Source organism: Bradyrhizobium sp. STM 3843 (assembly GCF_000239815.1).
Classification (GTDB): domain Bacteria; phylum Pseudomonadota; class Alphaproteobacteria; order Rhizobiales; family Xanthobacteraceae; genus Bradyrhizobium.
On record NZ_CAFK01000052.1, the window covers coordinates 1 to 14,679 of the forward strand.

A 14,679-nucleotide genomic window follows, 5' to 3' on the forward strand; every position below is an offset into this window, starting at 1 on the left:
GCCCCGGTGCCCGCCCTGGAACGGCGCAGCCGGCCGGCGCGCGTCCCGCTGCCGCCAGGCCCGCGGGAGGCCCTCTCGGTCGGGCGCCTGGCGTTGCTGCAGAACCCGAGGAGGATGAAGGTCCGCGCCAGATCCGCCGTGGTCCCGGTGGCGCGGCCCGTCCTGTCGCTGCGCCGAAGACCACCCACAAGCCGGCCCCCCAGAAGCAGCGCGGCCGCTTGACCGTCGTCACGGCGCTGAACGCCGACGATGTGCGCGAGCGCTCGATCGCCTCCTTCCGCCGCCGCACCCAGCGCCTGAAGGGTCATTCTGCGAACGACCAGAAGGAAAAGCTGATCCGCGAGGTGACGATTCCGGAAGCGATCACGATCCAGGAACTGGCGAACCGCATGTCGGAGCGCGCGGTCGACGTCATCCGCCTCCTGATGCGGCAGGGCGCGATGCACAAGATCACCGACGTGATCGATGCCGACACCGCGCAGCTGATCGCCGAGGAGCTCGGCCACACGGTGAAACGCGTGGCCGCCTCGGACGTCGAGGAAGGCCTGTTCGACGTCGTCGACGATTCCACCGATACCGAGCCGCGCTCGCCGGTCGTGACCGTGATGGGCCATGTCGACCACGGCAAGACCTCGCTGCTCGATGCGCTGCGCCACGCCAATGTGGTCTCCGGCGAGGCCGGCGGCATCACCCAGCATATCGGCGCCTATCAGGTGACCGCGCCTGACTCGGGCAAGAAGATCACCTTCATCGACACGCCCGGCCACGCCGCGTTCACCGCGATGCGCGCCCGCGGCGCCAAGGTCACCGACATCGTCGTGCTGGTGGTCGCGGCCGATGACGGCGTCATGCCGCAGACGATCGAGGCCATCAACCACGCCAAGGCGGCCAAGGTGCCGATGATCGTCGCGATCAACAAGATCGACAAGCCCGACGCACGTCCCGAGCGCGTCCGCACCGAGCTGCTGCAGCACGAGGTGCAGGTCGAATCGCTCGGCGGCGACGTGGTCGACGTCGAGGTCTCCGCAAAGAACAAGACCAACCTCGATCGTCTGCTCGAGATGATCGCGCTGCAGGCCGAAATCCTCGATCTGAAGACCAACTCGCATCGTCCGGCGGAAGGCACCGTCATCGAAGCCAAGCTCGATCGCGGCCGCGGCCCGGTCGCGACCGTGCTGGTCCAGCGCGGCACGCTGCATGTCGGTGACATCATCGTCGCCGGCGCCGAGATGGGCCGCGTCCGCGCGCTGATCTCCGACCAGGGCGAGACCCTGGAGGAGGCCGGTCCGGCCGTGCCGGTGGAGGTGCTCGGCTTCAACGGCCCGCCGGAAGCCGGCGATCGTCTCGCCGTGGTCGAGAACGAGGCCCGCGCCCGCCAGATCACCAGCTACCGTGCGCACCAGAAGCGCGAGAATGCCGCCGCCAACATTTCCGGCATGCGCGGCTCGCTCGAGCAGATGATGTCGCAATTGAAGACGGCGGGCCGCAAGGAATTCCCGCTGGTCATCAAGGCCGACGTGCAGGGCTCGCTCGAAGCCATTCTCGGCTCGCTGGAGAAGCTCGGCACCGAGGAGGTCGCCGCCCGCATCCTGCATGCCGGCGTCGGCGGCATCAGCGAGTCCGACGTGACGCTCGCGGAAGGCTTCAATGCCGCGATCATCGGCTTCTCCGTCCGCGCCAACAAGGAGGCGGCCGCGGCCGCCAAGCGCAACGGCATCGAGATCCGCTACTACAACATCATCTACGATCTCGTGGATGACGTGAAGAAGGCGATGAGCGGTCTCCTTGCTCCTACGCTTCGAGAAACCATGCTCGGCAACGCGCAGATCCTGGAGATTTTCAACATCTCCAAGGTCGGCAAGGTCGCGGGCTGCCGGGTCACAGACGGCACCGTCGAACGCGGTGCCAATGTTCGCCTGATCCGCGACAACGTCGTGGTTCACGAGGGCAAGCTGTCGACGCTGAAGCGCTTCAAGGACGAAGTGAAGGAAGTGCAGGCCGGCCAGGAATGCGGCATGGCGTTCGAGAGCTACGGCGACATGCGTGTCGGCGACGTGATCGAGTGTTATCGCGTGGAGACGATCCAGCGCTCGCTGTAAGTCCAAATCTTACGAGCGTTGGAACCTGACTGCGATTGCCCCGCTTCTCGCGGGGCGTTCGTAGTTTTTTGAACGCGACGCAGCTTTTGAACGCGACAGATCGTTGAACAAAAGCCCGCGTCGTTGAACTCAACCAACATGGGCTCGATCACCCGCGTTTCGGCGGGCGATTGCCAATTGGATTTTGCAAAATGCCTCGCCATCATCAAAAAGGAAGCGCCGCTTCCGGCGGCTCGCAGCGCCAGCTGCGCGTGGCCGAGACCGTGCGCCACGCTGTTGCCGAGATTCTTTCGCACGGTAGCGCGCATGACCCGGACCTTGAGGGCCACATCATTACGGTGCCCGAAGTCCGGATGTCGCCCGACTTGAAACTTGCCACCATTTACGTGATGCCGCTCGGAGGACGCGACACGGAGATCGTGCTCGCGGCGCTGGAGCGCAACAAGAAGACTTTGCGCGGAGAGATCGCGCGTCGCGTTAACCTGAAATTTGCACCCGAGATTCGCTTCCGCGTCGACGAACGATTCGACGAGGCGGAACGGATCGAGAAATTATTGCGAACGCCAGCGGTGCAAAAAGATCTTCATTCGGATTCGGAAGACAACTGATGAACATTCCCCCGGAAACCGGTGCCGGCATTGCACCAGAAGTCGAAGCCGGCGAAATCCGACTTAACAAATCCATCGAAGTACGCACGCCGCCGCGCGACAACAACGATCCGCGCAACAAGCAGCGTCAGGGCAACCAGCCGCGACGCGATCGCCGCGACATTCACGGCTGGGTGGTGCTCGACAAGCCGATCGGCATGACCTCGACGCAGGCGGTGGCGGTCGTGAAGCGGCTGTTTCAGGCCAAGCGGGCCGGGCATGCCGGCACCCTCGATCCGCTTGCCTCCGGCGGTCTGCCGATCGCGCTCGGTGAGGCCACCAAGACCGTTCCCTTTGTGATGGACGGCCGCAAGCGCTACCGCTTCACCGTGTGCTGGGGCGAGGAGCGCGACACGGACGACACCGAGGGCCGGGTGGTGCACACCAGCGAGCTCAGACCGAGCGCAGACGCGATTCAAGCGCTGCTGCCGCAGTTCACCGGGCTGATCGCACAGGTTCCGCCGCGCTATTCGGCGATCAAGGTCCAGGGCGAACGCGCTTATGACCTGGCGCGGGACGGCGAGGTCGTCGAGCTGGCCCCCCGCCCGGTCGAGATTCACGAATTAACGCTTGTAGAACAAATAGATAGCTCGCGTTCGGTGTTCGAGGCCGAATGCGGCAAAGGAACCTATGTCCGGGCGCTGGCCCGCGACATCGGCCGCCTGCTCGGCTGCTACGGCCATATCTGCGCGCTCCGGAGGACCCTGGTCGGTCCGTTTACCGAGAACGACATGATTCCGCTGGAACAGTTGGAGGCTTTATGCAATAGAGCCGCGTCCGGCGAGGGTAGCCTCGCCGACGCGCTTTTGCCCGTTGAGACCGCGCTGGACGACATCCCGGCACTGGCCGTCACTCGGGCTGATGCGGCAAGGCTCCACCGGGGCCAGGCCGTTTTGTTGCGCGGACGGGATGCGCCCAATAGTAGCGGCACAGTCTATGTCACGGTCGCAGGCCGCCTTCTGGCGCTTGCCGAAATTGGCAACGGCGAACTCATCCCCAAGCGCGTGTTCAACCTGACCGGACTGACTGCCAGCGCCGGTCGCAACGAAAGAGACTGACGATGTCGATTACCGCAGAACGCAAAGCGGAAGTCATCAAGGACAATGCCACTAAGCCTGGCGACACCGGCTCGCCCGAGGTGCAGGTTGCGATCCTCTCGGAACGTATCAACAACCTCACTGGCCATTTCAAGACCCACGGCAAGGACAATCATTCGCGCCGTGGCCTGTTGAAGCTGGTCTCGACGCGCCGCTCGCTGCTCGACTACCTGAAGCGGACCGATGAGGCGCGCTACAAGGCGCTGATCGAGAAGCACAACATTCGCCGTTAAGGCTGTGTTGGGAATGACGCGCGCAATGTGGCGCGCGTTTTTGCATGAGCTTGCGAAAGCCGCCGGTTCGCGGCTGTCAGGCGCGGGTTCGTGTCGTTGGGCGTGATCGGCGAGGAACAGCAGGCCGCTGTCTCAACCGGGCCGTCCACAGTTCATGCAGTATGTCCAGCAGCAATCCGGCCGCTGGGCGTGACGGGCAAGGTGCCCGTTACTTACCGAAAGGATGGACGCCATCCGAAAGATAAAAACCATGGCAGGATCGCAGGGCGCTGATCGCACGTCAGCGTCCTGCCATCTTGCGCATGGTTTTTTTGTTTCTGGAGCGTCCTCCTTCGTCAATCCGAAGAAAGAAGATACCGATGTTTACGACGCATTCCGTTGAGATCGACTGGGGTGGACGGCCCCTCAAGCTAGAAACCGGCAAGATCGCCCGTCAGGCCGACGGCGCCGTGATCGCCACTTATGGCGAGACTGTGGTGCTCGCGACCGTCGTCGCGGCCAAGGCGCCACGCGAGGGCGTCGACTTCCTGCCGCTGACCGTCGACTACCAGGAGAAGGCCTATGCCGCGGGCCGCATTCCCGGCGGCTATTTCAAGCGCGAGGGACGCCCGACCGAGAAGGAGACGCTGGTCTCCCGCCTGATCGATCGCCCGATCCGCCCGCTGTTCGTCGATGCCTGGCGCAACGAGACCCAGGTGATCATCACCACGTTGTCGCATGATATGGAGAACGATCCGGACGTGCTGGCGATGGTCGCGGCCTCGGCTGCGCTGACGCTGTCCGGCGTGCCGTTCAAAGGCCCGATCGGCGCCGCCCGCGTCGGCTTCGCCAATGACGAGTACATCCTCAACCCGACGCTCGACGAGATGGCCGACACCCAGCTCGACCTCGTCGTCGCCGGCACCTCCGACGCCGTGCTGATGGTGGAATCGGAGGCCAAGGAGCTCAACGAGGACATCATGCTCGGCGCGGTGATGTTCGGCCATCGCCACTTCCAGCCGGTGATCAACGCGATCATCGAGCTCGCCGAGAAGGCGGCCAAGGAGCCGCGCGAGGTCACGATCATCGACAATGGCGAGCTCGAGAAGGAGATGCTCGGCATCGCCGAGCAGGAGCTGCGCAAGGCCTATGCGATTCCGGTCAAGCAGGAGCGCTATGCCGCCGTCGGCGCCGCCAAAGAGAAGGTGATGGCGCACTTCTTCCCGGAAGGGCAGGAACCGAAATACGACAAGCTCCGCGTCGCTGACGTGTTCAAGGAGCTCGAGGCCAAGATCGTCCGCTGGAACATTCTCGACACCGGCCGCCGTATCGACGGTCGCGACGTCAAGACCGTCCGCAACATCGTCTGCGAGGTCGGCGTGCTGCCGCGCGCTCACGGCTCGGCGCTGTTCACCCGCGGCGAGACCCAGGCGCTGGTGGTCACCACGCTCGGCACCGGCGAGGACGAGCAGTACATCGATGCGCTGTCGGGAACGTACAAGGAGACGTTCCTGCTGCACTACAACTTCCCGCCCTACTCGGTCGGCGAGACCGGCCGGCTCGGCGGCACCAAGCGCCGCGAGATCGGCCATGGCAAGCTGGCCTGGCGCGCCATCCACCCGGTGCTGCCGCCGCACCATGAATTCCCCTACACGGTGCGCGTCGTCTCGGAGATCACCGAGTCCAACGGCTCCTCGTCGATGGCGACCGTCTGCGGCTCGTCGCTGGCGCTGATGGATGCCGGCGTGCCGCTGAAGCGGCCGACCGCGGGCATCGCCATGGGCCTGATCCTGGAAGACAAGCGCTACGCGGTGCTGTCCGACATCCTCGGCGACGAGGACCATCTCGGCGACATGGACTTCAAGGTCGCCGGCACCGAGGGCGGCATTACCTCGCTGCAGATGGACATCAAGATCGAGGGCATCACCGAGGAGATCATGCGGGTGGCGCTTGCGCAGGCTAGAGACGGCCGCATCCACATCCTCGGCGAGATGGCGAAGGCGCTGACCGCCGCCCGCGCCGAGCTCGGCGAATATGCGCCGCGCATCGAGACCTTCAAGATCGCCACTGACAAGATCCGCGAAGTGATCGGCACCGGCGGCAAGGTGATCCGCGAGATCGTCGAGAAGACCGGCGCCAAGGTCAACATCGAGGACGACGGCACCGTGAAGGTCGCCTCCAACGACGGCGAGGCGATGAAGGCCGCGATCAAGTGGATCAAGTCGATCGCCTCCGATCCTGAGGTCGGCCAGATCTATGACGGCGTCGTGGTCAAGGTGATGGAGTTCGGCGCCTTCGTGAACTTCTTCGGCTCACGTGACGGCCTCGTCCACATCTCTCAGCTCGCCGACAAGCGGGTGCAGAAGACCACCGACGTCGTCAAGGAAGGCGACAAGGTCAAGGTCAAGCTGCTCGGCTTCGACGATCGCGGCAAGACCCGGCTGTCGATGAAGGCTGTCGACCAGACCACCGGCGAGGACCTCGAAGCCAAGCAGAAGGCGGAAGCCAAGGAAGCGGCCGACGCGCCGCGCGAGGCCGCCGGCGAGTAAGCCGCAGCCACGATCGACGACATCAAGGGCGGCCCATTCGGGTCGCCCTTTTTGTTTGGTGGTTTGATCATCGCTGCGATCGACATCGTTCGAGACGAAGGCAGGCCTGGCTCCGCCGTCATTGCGAGCGCAAGCAGGCAGGGGCTTCGGCGAACGGGCCGGCGTCATTGCGCCTCGCAATGACGGCATTCATAATTGCAACTTACCGCCGCAACGGATCGCCGGCGGCAGCGTCAGGCCCCCATGTCCCTCATCATCCGCCCTGCCCAACCGTCCGAATATGACGCGATCGCCCAGCTATGGATGGACAGCTGGTGCTCGACCGGACTGGAGTCGCCGAGCGAAGCGCTGCTCACCTATTTGAAAGAGCGGCTGCCGCGTGAAATGGCGAACGGCTGGAGCCTTTATGTCACCGATGATGACGGCGAACTCGCCGCCATGCTGGCCGTGCACGTGCCGAAACTCTATCTCGACCAGCTCATGATCGCGCCAGCCCATCAGGGCCGATCACTCGGCCGGCGGCTGCTGGCTTTCACCCGCGAATTGCTACCGGATGAGATCTGGCTGCGCTGCGTGCGCGAAAACGAAAAGGCCTGGCGCTGGTACGAGCGCGAGGGTTTCGTGTTCGAGGGGGAAGAGGTCGAGCCCTCGCACGGTCGGATGATGAAATATTATCGCTGGCGGCGCCCGACTGAAAACGCCTGATGCATGCGTGCACGACGTTCCGCTTGCCGGTTCCATGAACACGCTCTAGTTTCACGAGGCTGGAATAACTCGTTTCATCAGAGGCGGCAATCCGCCGCGGGCCTAATCATGCTGCGTGTTGCGCTTGTTGTGTTCATTGCCTCTTGGTGGTCGGTCCCTGCATCCGCCCAAGCTCCTTCAACCCAGGCTCCTTCAGCGCAGGTATCCTCGTCCCAAGCCACATCAGCGGCACCAGCCAAAACGGCCGCAAAGAAGTCGGCGAGCAAGGCCAAGAGCGGGGCTAAACCCGCCGCCGCGGTGCAAAGCGGTCCCTGCACCCTCGGCGTAATCTCGGTCGTTGAAGACCGTTTTGAGGTGGACAAATTCGGCGTAACGATATTCGAGACTGAGGTGAACGAAGTACCGATCGCGGGGTGGGGACTTGATGACCTTGTGGTCGCACGCGTACGCGCTGCGATGCGCGGCGATCCAAATGTCCGAAGGATCAACTATCCGAAAGGAGCGTTCGAGCCGTACTACAATCCAAAATCAAGATTCCTGCCCGATCCGCACGAGAGCCTCCCGGCTATTGTCCGCGACGTGACCGCGAATGCGAATTGCGAGCGCTATCTGGTCGTAACCAAGTTCAAGGGAGTAATCCCGGGCACCCGTCTCGTCTTGAACGGGATCGGGACGTATAATCAAGGCCTCGGACGGCTCATCAGGCACTCGCATCTGTTTGCGAACATCGCCATCAGCCTGATTGATGGAAAATCCTATGAGCGGATCACCAGCTTTGCTGCGGATACCGGCGCAAGACTTGCGGAGTCTATGAGGATCACTGAGGATCCTCTCAAGAAGCTCGACAATGCGGATTTTCCCGATCCTCCCTCGGCCGCTTCGAACAGTCCCCTCCTCCGGGAGCGAATCCGGACGCTTGTTGCCGACAAGCTCGACCGTGACTTGCCAAAATACCTGGAGACGCATTGAGCCCGTAACCGCGCAGCCTGTTCCCAATCATCTAACAACCCCGGAGGATTCAGCCATGATGCAGCTCTATTGGGCACCGCGCACGCGCTCGTTCACCGCGCTCTGGATGTTGGGAGAAACCGGCCAACCCTATGAGCGGGTTCTCGTCGATGTCACCACCGGCGCACAGAAGGCACCGGATTATCTCGCGATCAATCCGATGGGTAAGGTGCCCGCGCTGAAGGACGGCGAGGTGAGCTTGGCCGAGGCGGCGGCGATCTGCGCCTATGTCGCCGAGCGCTGTCCGGACGCGAAGCTCGCGCCCGAGATCGACGATCCCAAGCGGGCGAAATATCTGCAATGGCTGTTCTTCGCCCCCGGCTGCATCGAACCGGCGATCGTGCAGGTCGCGACCAAGCTCGAGATGAACCCGGTCGCCGCGGGATGGGGCGAGGCGACGCGCGTGTTCGACGTGCTCGACCAAGCGCTGGCGAACGGCCCCTGGATTCTCGGCGAGAACTTTTCCGCAGCCGATGTCGTAATCGGCTCCGGGCTGAACTTTGCGATCCGCATCTTCAAGATGGTGCCGTCGCGCCCGTCATTCGACGCCTATATCGCGCGCTGCGCAGCGCGGCCCGCATTCCAGCGCGCCGAGAAGTTGGCGTCCGGGCAGTAAAGCTTATTCCGGCGGCAGGTTCTCCGGCCGCGGCTGCAGCACCACGTTGAACCCGGAATCGACGTAATGGATCTCGCCGGTCACTCCGCCGGCGAGATCGGACAGCAGATAAAGCGAGGAGCCGCCAAGCTCGTCCAGCGTGACCCCGCGTCCCAGTGGCGAGTGCTTCTGCTGAAACGCGAACATCGCCCGTGCATCGCCGATCACGGAGCCGGCGAGCGTGCGCACCGGGCCGGCGGAGATCGCATTGACGCGGATGCGCTGTGGGCCGAAATCGGCGGCGAGATAGCGGACTGAAGATTCCAGCGCCGCCTTCGCGACGCCCATCACATTGTAGTTCGGCATTGCGCGCATCGCAGCGCCATAGGTGAGCGTGATCATCGACCCGCCGTCGGTCATCAAGGACACGGCGCGCTTCGCCACCTCGGTAAAGGAGAAGCAGGAGATCAGCATCGTGCGCAGGAAATTCTCGCGGGTGGTGTCGGCATATCGCCCGCGAAGCTCGTTCTTGTCGGTGAAGCCGATGGCATGAACGAGAAAATCGAGGCGGCCCCACGCCTTGCTCAGCGCCTCGAACACGCTGTCGACGCTGGCGATGTCCTCGACATCGCAAGGCAGCACGATGTCGGATCCAACCGTCTGCGCCAGCGGCCGCAGCCGCCTGGCCTGCGCGTCACCCTGATAGGTGAAGGCCATCTGTGCGCCGTGGGCGGCGAGCGTCCTGGCGATGCCCCAGGCGATCGAATGATCATTGGCGACGCCCATGATCAGCCCGCGCTTGCCGTTCATTAGCTCGTGCATGGGATGGTGCTTTCTAACTGCCGGGGATGGTCTCTGCTGCGCGCGCAGAGCAGCTCTGTCTGCACCTCGCCAGCAGACGCGCCGGCCGTCAAGATATTGAGACCGGCACCCGCGCGATTTCCTCACCAACATGGCCCCTCTCGGGCCATGCGGAATGATCAAGCGTCGAGCTGCTTGAAGACGAGCGTGGCGTTGGTACCGCCGAACCCGAACGAGTTCGACAGCACGGTGCCGAGCTTGGCGTTGTCGATGCGCTTGCGCACGATCGGCATGTCGGCAAACGCCGGATCGAGCTCGGTGATGTTGGCGCTTTCGCAGATGAAGCCGTTCTTCATCATCAGAAGCGAGTAGATCGCCTCCTGCACGCCGGTCGCGCCGAGCGAGTGGCCGGTGAGCGCCTTGGTGGCCGCGATCGGCGGGCACTTCTCACCCGTGCCGAACACCTTGCGGATCGCCTCGATCTCGGGCGGATCGCCGGCCGGAGTCGAGGTGGCATGCGGGTTGATGTAGTCGATCTTGGTCTTCACCGTCGACAGCGCCATCTGCATGCAGCGCTCCGCCCCTTCGCCCGACGGAGCGACCATGTCGTAGCCATCGGAGGTCGCGCCATAACCGACGAGCTCGGCATAAATCTTGGCGCCACGGGCCTTGGCGCGCTCGAGTTCCTCGAGCACGACGACGCCGGCGCCGCCGGCGATCACGAAACCGTCGCGCGTGACGTCATAGGGGCGCGAGGCTGTTGCCGGCGTTTCGTTGTGCTTGGACGACATCGCACCCATCGCGTCGAACAGCACCGACAGGCTCCAGTCAAGCTCCTCGCAGCCGCCGGCAAACATCATGTCCTGCTTGCCGTACTGGATCATCTCGTACGCATTGCCGATGCAGTGATTCGAGGTCGCGCAGGCCGACGAGATCGAGTAGTTGACGCCCTTGATCTTGAACCAGGTCGCCAGCGTGGCGGAGGCTGTCGACGACATCGCCTTCGGCACTGCGAAAGGCCCGACGCGCTTCGGCCCCTTGGTGCGGGTGATATCGGCGGCTTCCACCAGCGTGCGGGTCGAAGGCCCGCCCGAGCCCATGATGATGCCGGTTCTGACGTTGGAAACCTCGTTCGCTTCCAGGCCGGAATCCAGGATGGCCTGCTCCATCGCGACATGATTCCAGGCCGCGCCTTGGCCAAGAAAGCGCATCGCGCGGCGATCGACGACATCTGACGGATCCAGGGTCGGCGCACCCTGCACCTGCGAACGGAAACCGAGCTCCGCATATTTCTCGGCACGGGTAATGCCCGACTTCGCCTCATAGAGGCTCGCCAGCACTTCCTGAGTGTTGTTGCCGATCGATGAGACGATGCCCATCCCGGTGATGACAACCCGCCTCATGTCCGCCTCGCCCTAACCTTTTCTTGCGCGATCACGCCTGCTCCAATGTCTATCTTGGCCCTCCGCCGGTTCAAGACGGCGCGGCCCCTTGCTTGAACAAGCCGACCTTCAGATCCTTGGCGCGATAGATAATCTCGCCGTCCATGGAAAGCCACCCGTCGGCAATACCGAGCACCAGCTTTGAGCGCATCACGCGCTTGATGTCGACTTGGTACACAACCTTGCGGACCGTCGGCATGATCTGGCCGGAAAATTTCAGCTCACCCAGGCCGAGCGCCCGGCCGCGTCCTTCACCGCCGATCCAGCCGAGGTAGAAACCCACCATCTGCCACAGCGCATCCAGGCCGAGGCAACCCGGCATCACCGGGTCGTTCTTGAAATGGCAGCTGAAGAACCAGAGATCCGGGTTCACGTCGAGCTCGGCCCGCACCAGGCCCTTGCCGAATTCACCGCCCGCTTGGGTAATTTCCGTGATGCGGTCGAACATCAGCATCGGCGGCAGCGGCAGCTGGGCATTGCCGGGCCCAAACAGCTCGCCACGCCCGCAAGCCAGCAGATCCTCGTATTCATAAACGCCGCGCCGATCCAGCATTCTCAACCAGTCTCCTCAACGATCTCCGATGGAGATTTTTGCGCGAAATTGGACCTGTGTCGCCGTTCAAGCGCCCGTTTACCAAACTCGGCACGGACAGCTTGTGCCAGGCTCCATGAGGTAAAAATACCTTTAGGCAAATACCTGACGACAGCGACGCCAGACGGCAAGCTCAAGGCAAGATGGCGCTCGTGCCCCGGCTCCGACAAGCAAATGTCCGATCCGCCACACCAGCCCTTGCCGAAACGGGCCATTCCGGTCCGGCCGCTCTCTAACATAGGGGCGCTCCGTGGCAAAGCGCCGTGATCCAGGTAAATCGCCGCATCCAAACCGCAGCGCCCAGGACGCCAGTGCAATTTAGGGGCGTTCTAGATAGGGTCAGTTGCGAAGCGCTTGCATGTGAAGCATTTCCTCTCCATATATCAAAGCGGGTAAGTATGAATTGCGGTGCTTGAAGTGGACGCGAGCGACAACGCATCGATCGTGAGGGATGACCGGGCCGGCCATGAAAGGGCGGGCAAGGCGCGGGAGCCTGCGCTTAACGGCTGTCCCTGGCACGACGTGAATGAAATGCTGCAGGCCGCCGGCCTGCGTCCGACGCGCCAGCGCATGGCGCTGGGCTGGCTGCTGTTCGGCAAGGGCGCGCGGCATTTGACCGCAGAAATGCTCTACGAGGAAGCGACGCTGGCCAAGGTTCCGGTGTCACTGGCAACCGTCTACAACACGCTGAATCAGCTCACTGACGCAGGCCTCCTGCGTCAGGTCAGCGTCGACGGCACCAAGACCTACTTCGACACCAACGTCACCACCCATCACCATTTCTACCTCGAGAACAATCACGAGCTGGTCGACATTCCCGATCAGCATCTGGCGCTGACCAAGCTGCCCGAGGTTCCCGAGGGCTACGAAATTTCACGGATCGACATGGTGGTGCGCCTGCGCAAGCGACGCTGAGACACCGCGACAACGAGAATGTCTGCATCATGGCCGGGCTCGCCCCGGCCATTTGATTTGAAGCAGAACGCCTCAGTTCACCTGCTCGTCGGCGTAGACGCCCCAGAGCCGCTGCTGCTCGATCCAGCCATCGAAGCCGTTGCCGGCGACGTGGCACCAGCCGCCATCGCATTTCTTCACTTGCGCGATCACGCCCGCCTGCAGGCGCGCCGTGACCGAACTCTTCTCGTCGGCGCTCTCGTAGAGCGAAGCGAGATCATCCTTCTTCTTCATGGTCACCACCGCAGTGCGGCGGCCCGACAACAGCGAGTGATACACCCAACCTTCGGCGCCTTCGGAATCACGCACCCGGCGCCAGTTCTCATATTCGGCGGTGATCTCGACCGGCAGACCTGAGCGGGTATAGACCCAGGCCACATCATTGTCCTTGGTCGGACCGGCCCGCACATTAACGTGGTCGGATTTCAAGCTGACATAGCGCGGCACCGGCAGGCCGCTGGTGGTGGGTGTGGAATCCTTTGCCGACGCATCCGGGCTGACGGCAATCCCCAGCAAGCCCGTGACGAGCAGCACGAACGAAGACAAACGCCCCAACGCCATCAAACGCAACTCACTCTCCCTCGTCAGATTGACGCCTCGGCTCAGGTCGAGTGCATGCAATCTTTCGCCCAATCCCCATCGACCCGCCGGATACCCCCCTTGTACGTTCGGGAGCTTGCCGGGTTGGTCCTGCGCCTTGTCTTGAGCCGGTCTTCTGCTACAGAGGACCGACACAACGGCCAGGACGCGGCTTAACGTCCGGCGACTCCTTTCAAGGGACGGATCGGGAACCCACCACAGATCCGAGGAGACCATCCCAGGGAACGCCGGCACAGGCTGCGACGGTAGTTTCGGCGAACCGGGTTAATGAGGTCTGAAGGATCTCATGAGAGCAGGACATGTCGGTTAGGAAAAAGCCTCTCGTCGTCGTCACGCGCAAGCTGCCGGACTCGATCGAAACCCGCATGCGCGAGCTGTTCGACGCGAGGCTCAATCTCGACGACGAACCGATGAGCACGGAGCAGCTGGCGGAAGCCGTGCGCACCGCGGACGTGCTGGTTCCCACGGTGACCGATCACATCAGCGCCGACATTCTGAATGTGTCCGACGGCAAGCTGCGACTGATTGCCAATTTCGGCAACGGTGTCGACAATATTGACGTGACCGCAGCGGTCGCGCGCGGCATCACGGTGACAAACACGCCGAAGGTGCTCACCGAAGACACCGCCGACATGACCATGGCGCTAATTCTCGCCGTGCCGCGGCGGTTGATCGAAGGCGCCTCGATCCTGACTGAGGGCAAGAACTGGGCGGGCTGGTCACCGACCTGGATGCTCGGCCACCGCATCGGGGGAAAAAGGCTCGGCATCATCGGCATGGGGCGCATCGGCCAGGCGGTGGCACGCCGCGCCCGCGCCTTCGGCCTGCAGATCCACTACCACAATCGGCGTCCGGTGGCGCCGCGCATCGCCGAAGAGCTGGGCGCGACCTATTGGGAAAGCCTCGATCAGATGCTGGCGCGCATGGACATCATCTCGGTGAATTGTCCGCACACGCCGGCGACGTTTCACTTGTTGTCGGCGCGGCGTCTGAAGCTGATCCGCAAGGACGCCTACATCGTCAATACCGCGCGTGGCGAGGTGATCGACGAAGAGACAATGACGAAGCTGATCGAAGCCGGTGACATCGCCGGCGCCGGGCTCGATGTGTTCGAGCATGAGCCCGCGGTCAACCCGCGTCTGGTTCGCTTGGCCAAGGCCGGGAAGGTGACGCTGCTGCCGCATATGGGCTCGGCCACGATCGAGGGCCGGGTCGAGATGGGCGAAAAGGTCATCATCAACATCAAGACCTTCCTCGACAACCACAAGCCGCCGGATCGCGTGCTGCCGAGCATGCTGTAGGCCACGGCTTCTGCGTCATCCTCGATGTCGTGATCGCGCGTGTCATGATGTGCGTCGGTGCCGTCACATTGCAGGTG

14 protein-coding genes are annotated in these 14,679 nt (G+C 63.2%); 10 read left to right on the forward strand and 4 right to left on the reverse strand.

Annotated features, from left to right (window positions below; translation table 11 throughout):
* From infB to BRAS3843_RS07580, 8 genes are all read left to right on the forward strand, one after another.
* Positions 1-2,099: translation initiation factor IF-2 (gene infB / locus BRAS3843_RS07545; protein ID WP_050886382.1), on the forward strand; the 2,099-nt coding region annotated here is incomplete at its 5' end.
* A 191-nt stretch (positions 2,100-2,290) separates the two neighbouring features.
* A complete protein-coding gene (rbfA, locus tag BRAS3843_RS07550; protein ID WP_008968203.1) occupies positions 2,291-2,707 on the forward strand; it encodes a 30S ribosome-binding factor RbfA in 417 nt (138 codons plus the stop codon).
* Positions 2,707-3,804 (forward strand): tRNA pseudouridine(55) synthase TruB, encoded by a 1,098-nt coding sequence (gene truB, locus BRAS3843_RS07555; RefSeq protein WP_008968204.1) that lies wholly within the window; start codon positions 2,707-2,709, stop codon positions 3,802-3,804. Before rbfA ends, truB begins: the two co-directional genes overlap by 1 nt.
* Positions 3,805-3,806: 2 nt before the next feature.
* Positions 3,807-4,076 carry a 30S ribosomal protein S15 gene (gene rpsO / locus BRAS3843_RS07560; protein ID WP_008968205.1) on the forward strand — a complete coding sequence of 90 codons (270 nt, stop codon included), beginning with the start codon at positions 3,807-3,809 and terminating at the stop codon, positions 4,074-4,076.
* A gap of 359 nt (positions 4,077-4,435) precedes the next feature.
* Positions 4,436-6,604, forward strand: a complete 2,169-nt coding sequence (pnp, locus tag BRAS3843_RS07565) for a polyribonucleotide nucleotidyltransferase (protein ID WP_008968206.1) — start codon at positions 4,436-4,438, stop codon at positions 6,602-6,604.
* A gap of 243 nt (positions 6,605-6,847) precedes the next feature.
* Entirely contained in the window at positions 6,848-7,309 is a 462-nt protein-coding gene (locus tag BRAS3843_RS07570) for a GNAT family N-acetyltransferase (protein WP_008968207.1), read from the forward strand.
* A gap of 108 nt (positions 7,310-7,417) precedes the next feature.
* Positions 7,418-8,278: a hypothetical protein gene (locus BRAS3843_RS07575; RefSeq protein WP_008968208.1), complete on the forward strand. Its 861-nt coding sequence runs from the start codon at positions 7,418-7,420 to the stop codon at positions 8,276-8,278.
* A 55-nt stretch (positions 8,279-8,333) separates the two neighbouring features.
* Positions 8,334-8,933, forward strand: a complete 600-nt coding sequence (locus BRAS3843_RS07580; protein ID WP_008968209.1) for a glutathione S-transferase family protein — start codon at positions 8,334-8,336, stop codon at positions 8,931-8,933.
* Between the two features lie 3 nt (positions 8,934-8,936).
* Here the strand turns inward: BRAS3843_RS07580 and fabI are convergent, their stop codons facing one another.
* The 3 genes from fabI to fabA all read right to left on the reverse strand — a co-directional run bounded on the left by fabI (position 8,937) and on the right by fabA (position 11,708).
* Positions 8,937-9,734, reverse strand: coding sequence for an enoyl-ACP reductase FabI (gene fabI / locus BRAS3843_RS07585; RefSeq protein ID WP_008968210.1), 798 nt, complete (start codon positions 9,732-9,734; stop codon positions 8,937-8,939).
* A 158-nt stretch (positions 9,735-9,892) separates the two neighbouring features.
* Positions 9,893-11,116, reverse strand: a complete 1,224-nt coding sequence (fabB, locus tag BRAS3843_RS07590; protein ID WP_008968211.1) for a beta-ketoacyl-ACP synthase I — start codon at positions 11,114-11,116, stop codon at positions 9,893-9,895.
* 70 nt (positions 11,117-11,186) lie between these two features.
* Positions 11,187-11,708 carry a bifunctional 3-hydroxydecanoyl-ACP dehydratase/trans-2-decenoyl-ACP isomerase gene (gene fabA, locus BRAS3843_RS07595; protein ID WP_008968212.1) on the reverse strand — a complete coding sequence of 174 codons (522 nt, stop codon included), beginning with the start codon at positions 11,706-11,708 and terminating at the stop codon, positions 11,187-11,189.
* 483 nt (positions 11,709-12,191) lie between these two features.
* On the opposite strand from fabA, the gene irrA reads away from it, so the two are divergent.
* Positions 12,192-12,662, forward strand: coding sequence for an iron response transcriptional regulator IrrA (gene irrA, locus BRAS3843_RS07600; RefSeq protein ID WP_277996473.1), 471 nt, complete (start codon positions 12,192-12,194; stop codon positions 12,660-12,662).
* A 72-nt stretch (positions 12,663-12,734) separates the two neighbouring features.
* Here irrA and BRAS3843_RS07605 read toward each other — a convergent pair whose 3' ends face one another.
* Positions 12,735-13,262 carry an SH3 domain-containing protein gene (locus BRAS3843_RS07605; RefSeq protein ID WP_008968214.1) on the reverse strand — a complete coding sequence of 176 codons (528 nt, stop codon included), beginning with the start codon at positions 13,260-13,262 and terminating at the stop codon, positions 12,735-12,737.
* A 338-nt stretch (positions 13,263-13,600) separates the two neighbouring features.
* On the opposite strand from BRAS3843_RS07605, the gene BRAS3843_RS07610 reads away from it, so the two are divergent.
* Positions 13,601-14,602 (forward strand): D-glycerate dehydrogenase, encoded by a 1,002-nt coding sequence (locus BRAS3843_RS07610; RefSeq protein ID WP_008968215.1) that lies wholly within the window; start codon positions 13,601-13,603, stop codon positions 14,600-14,602.
* Positions 14,603-14,679: the final 77 nt, after the last annotated feature.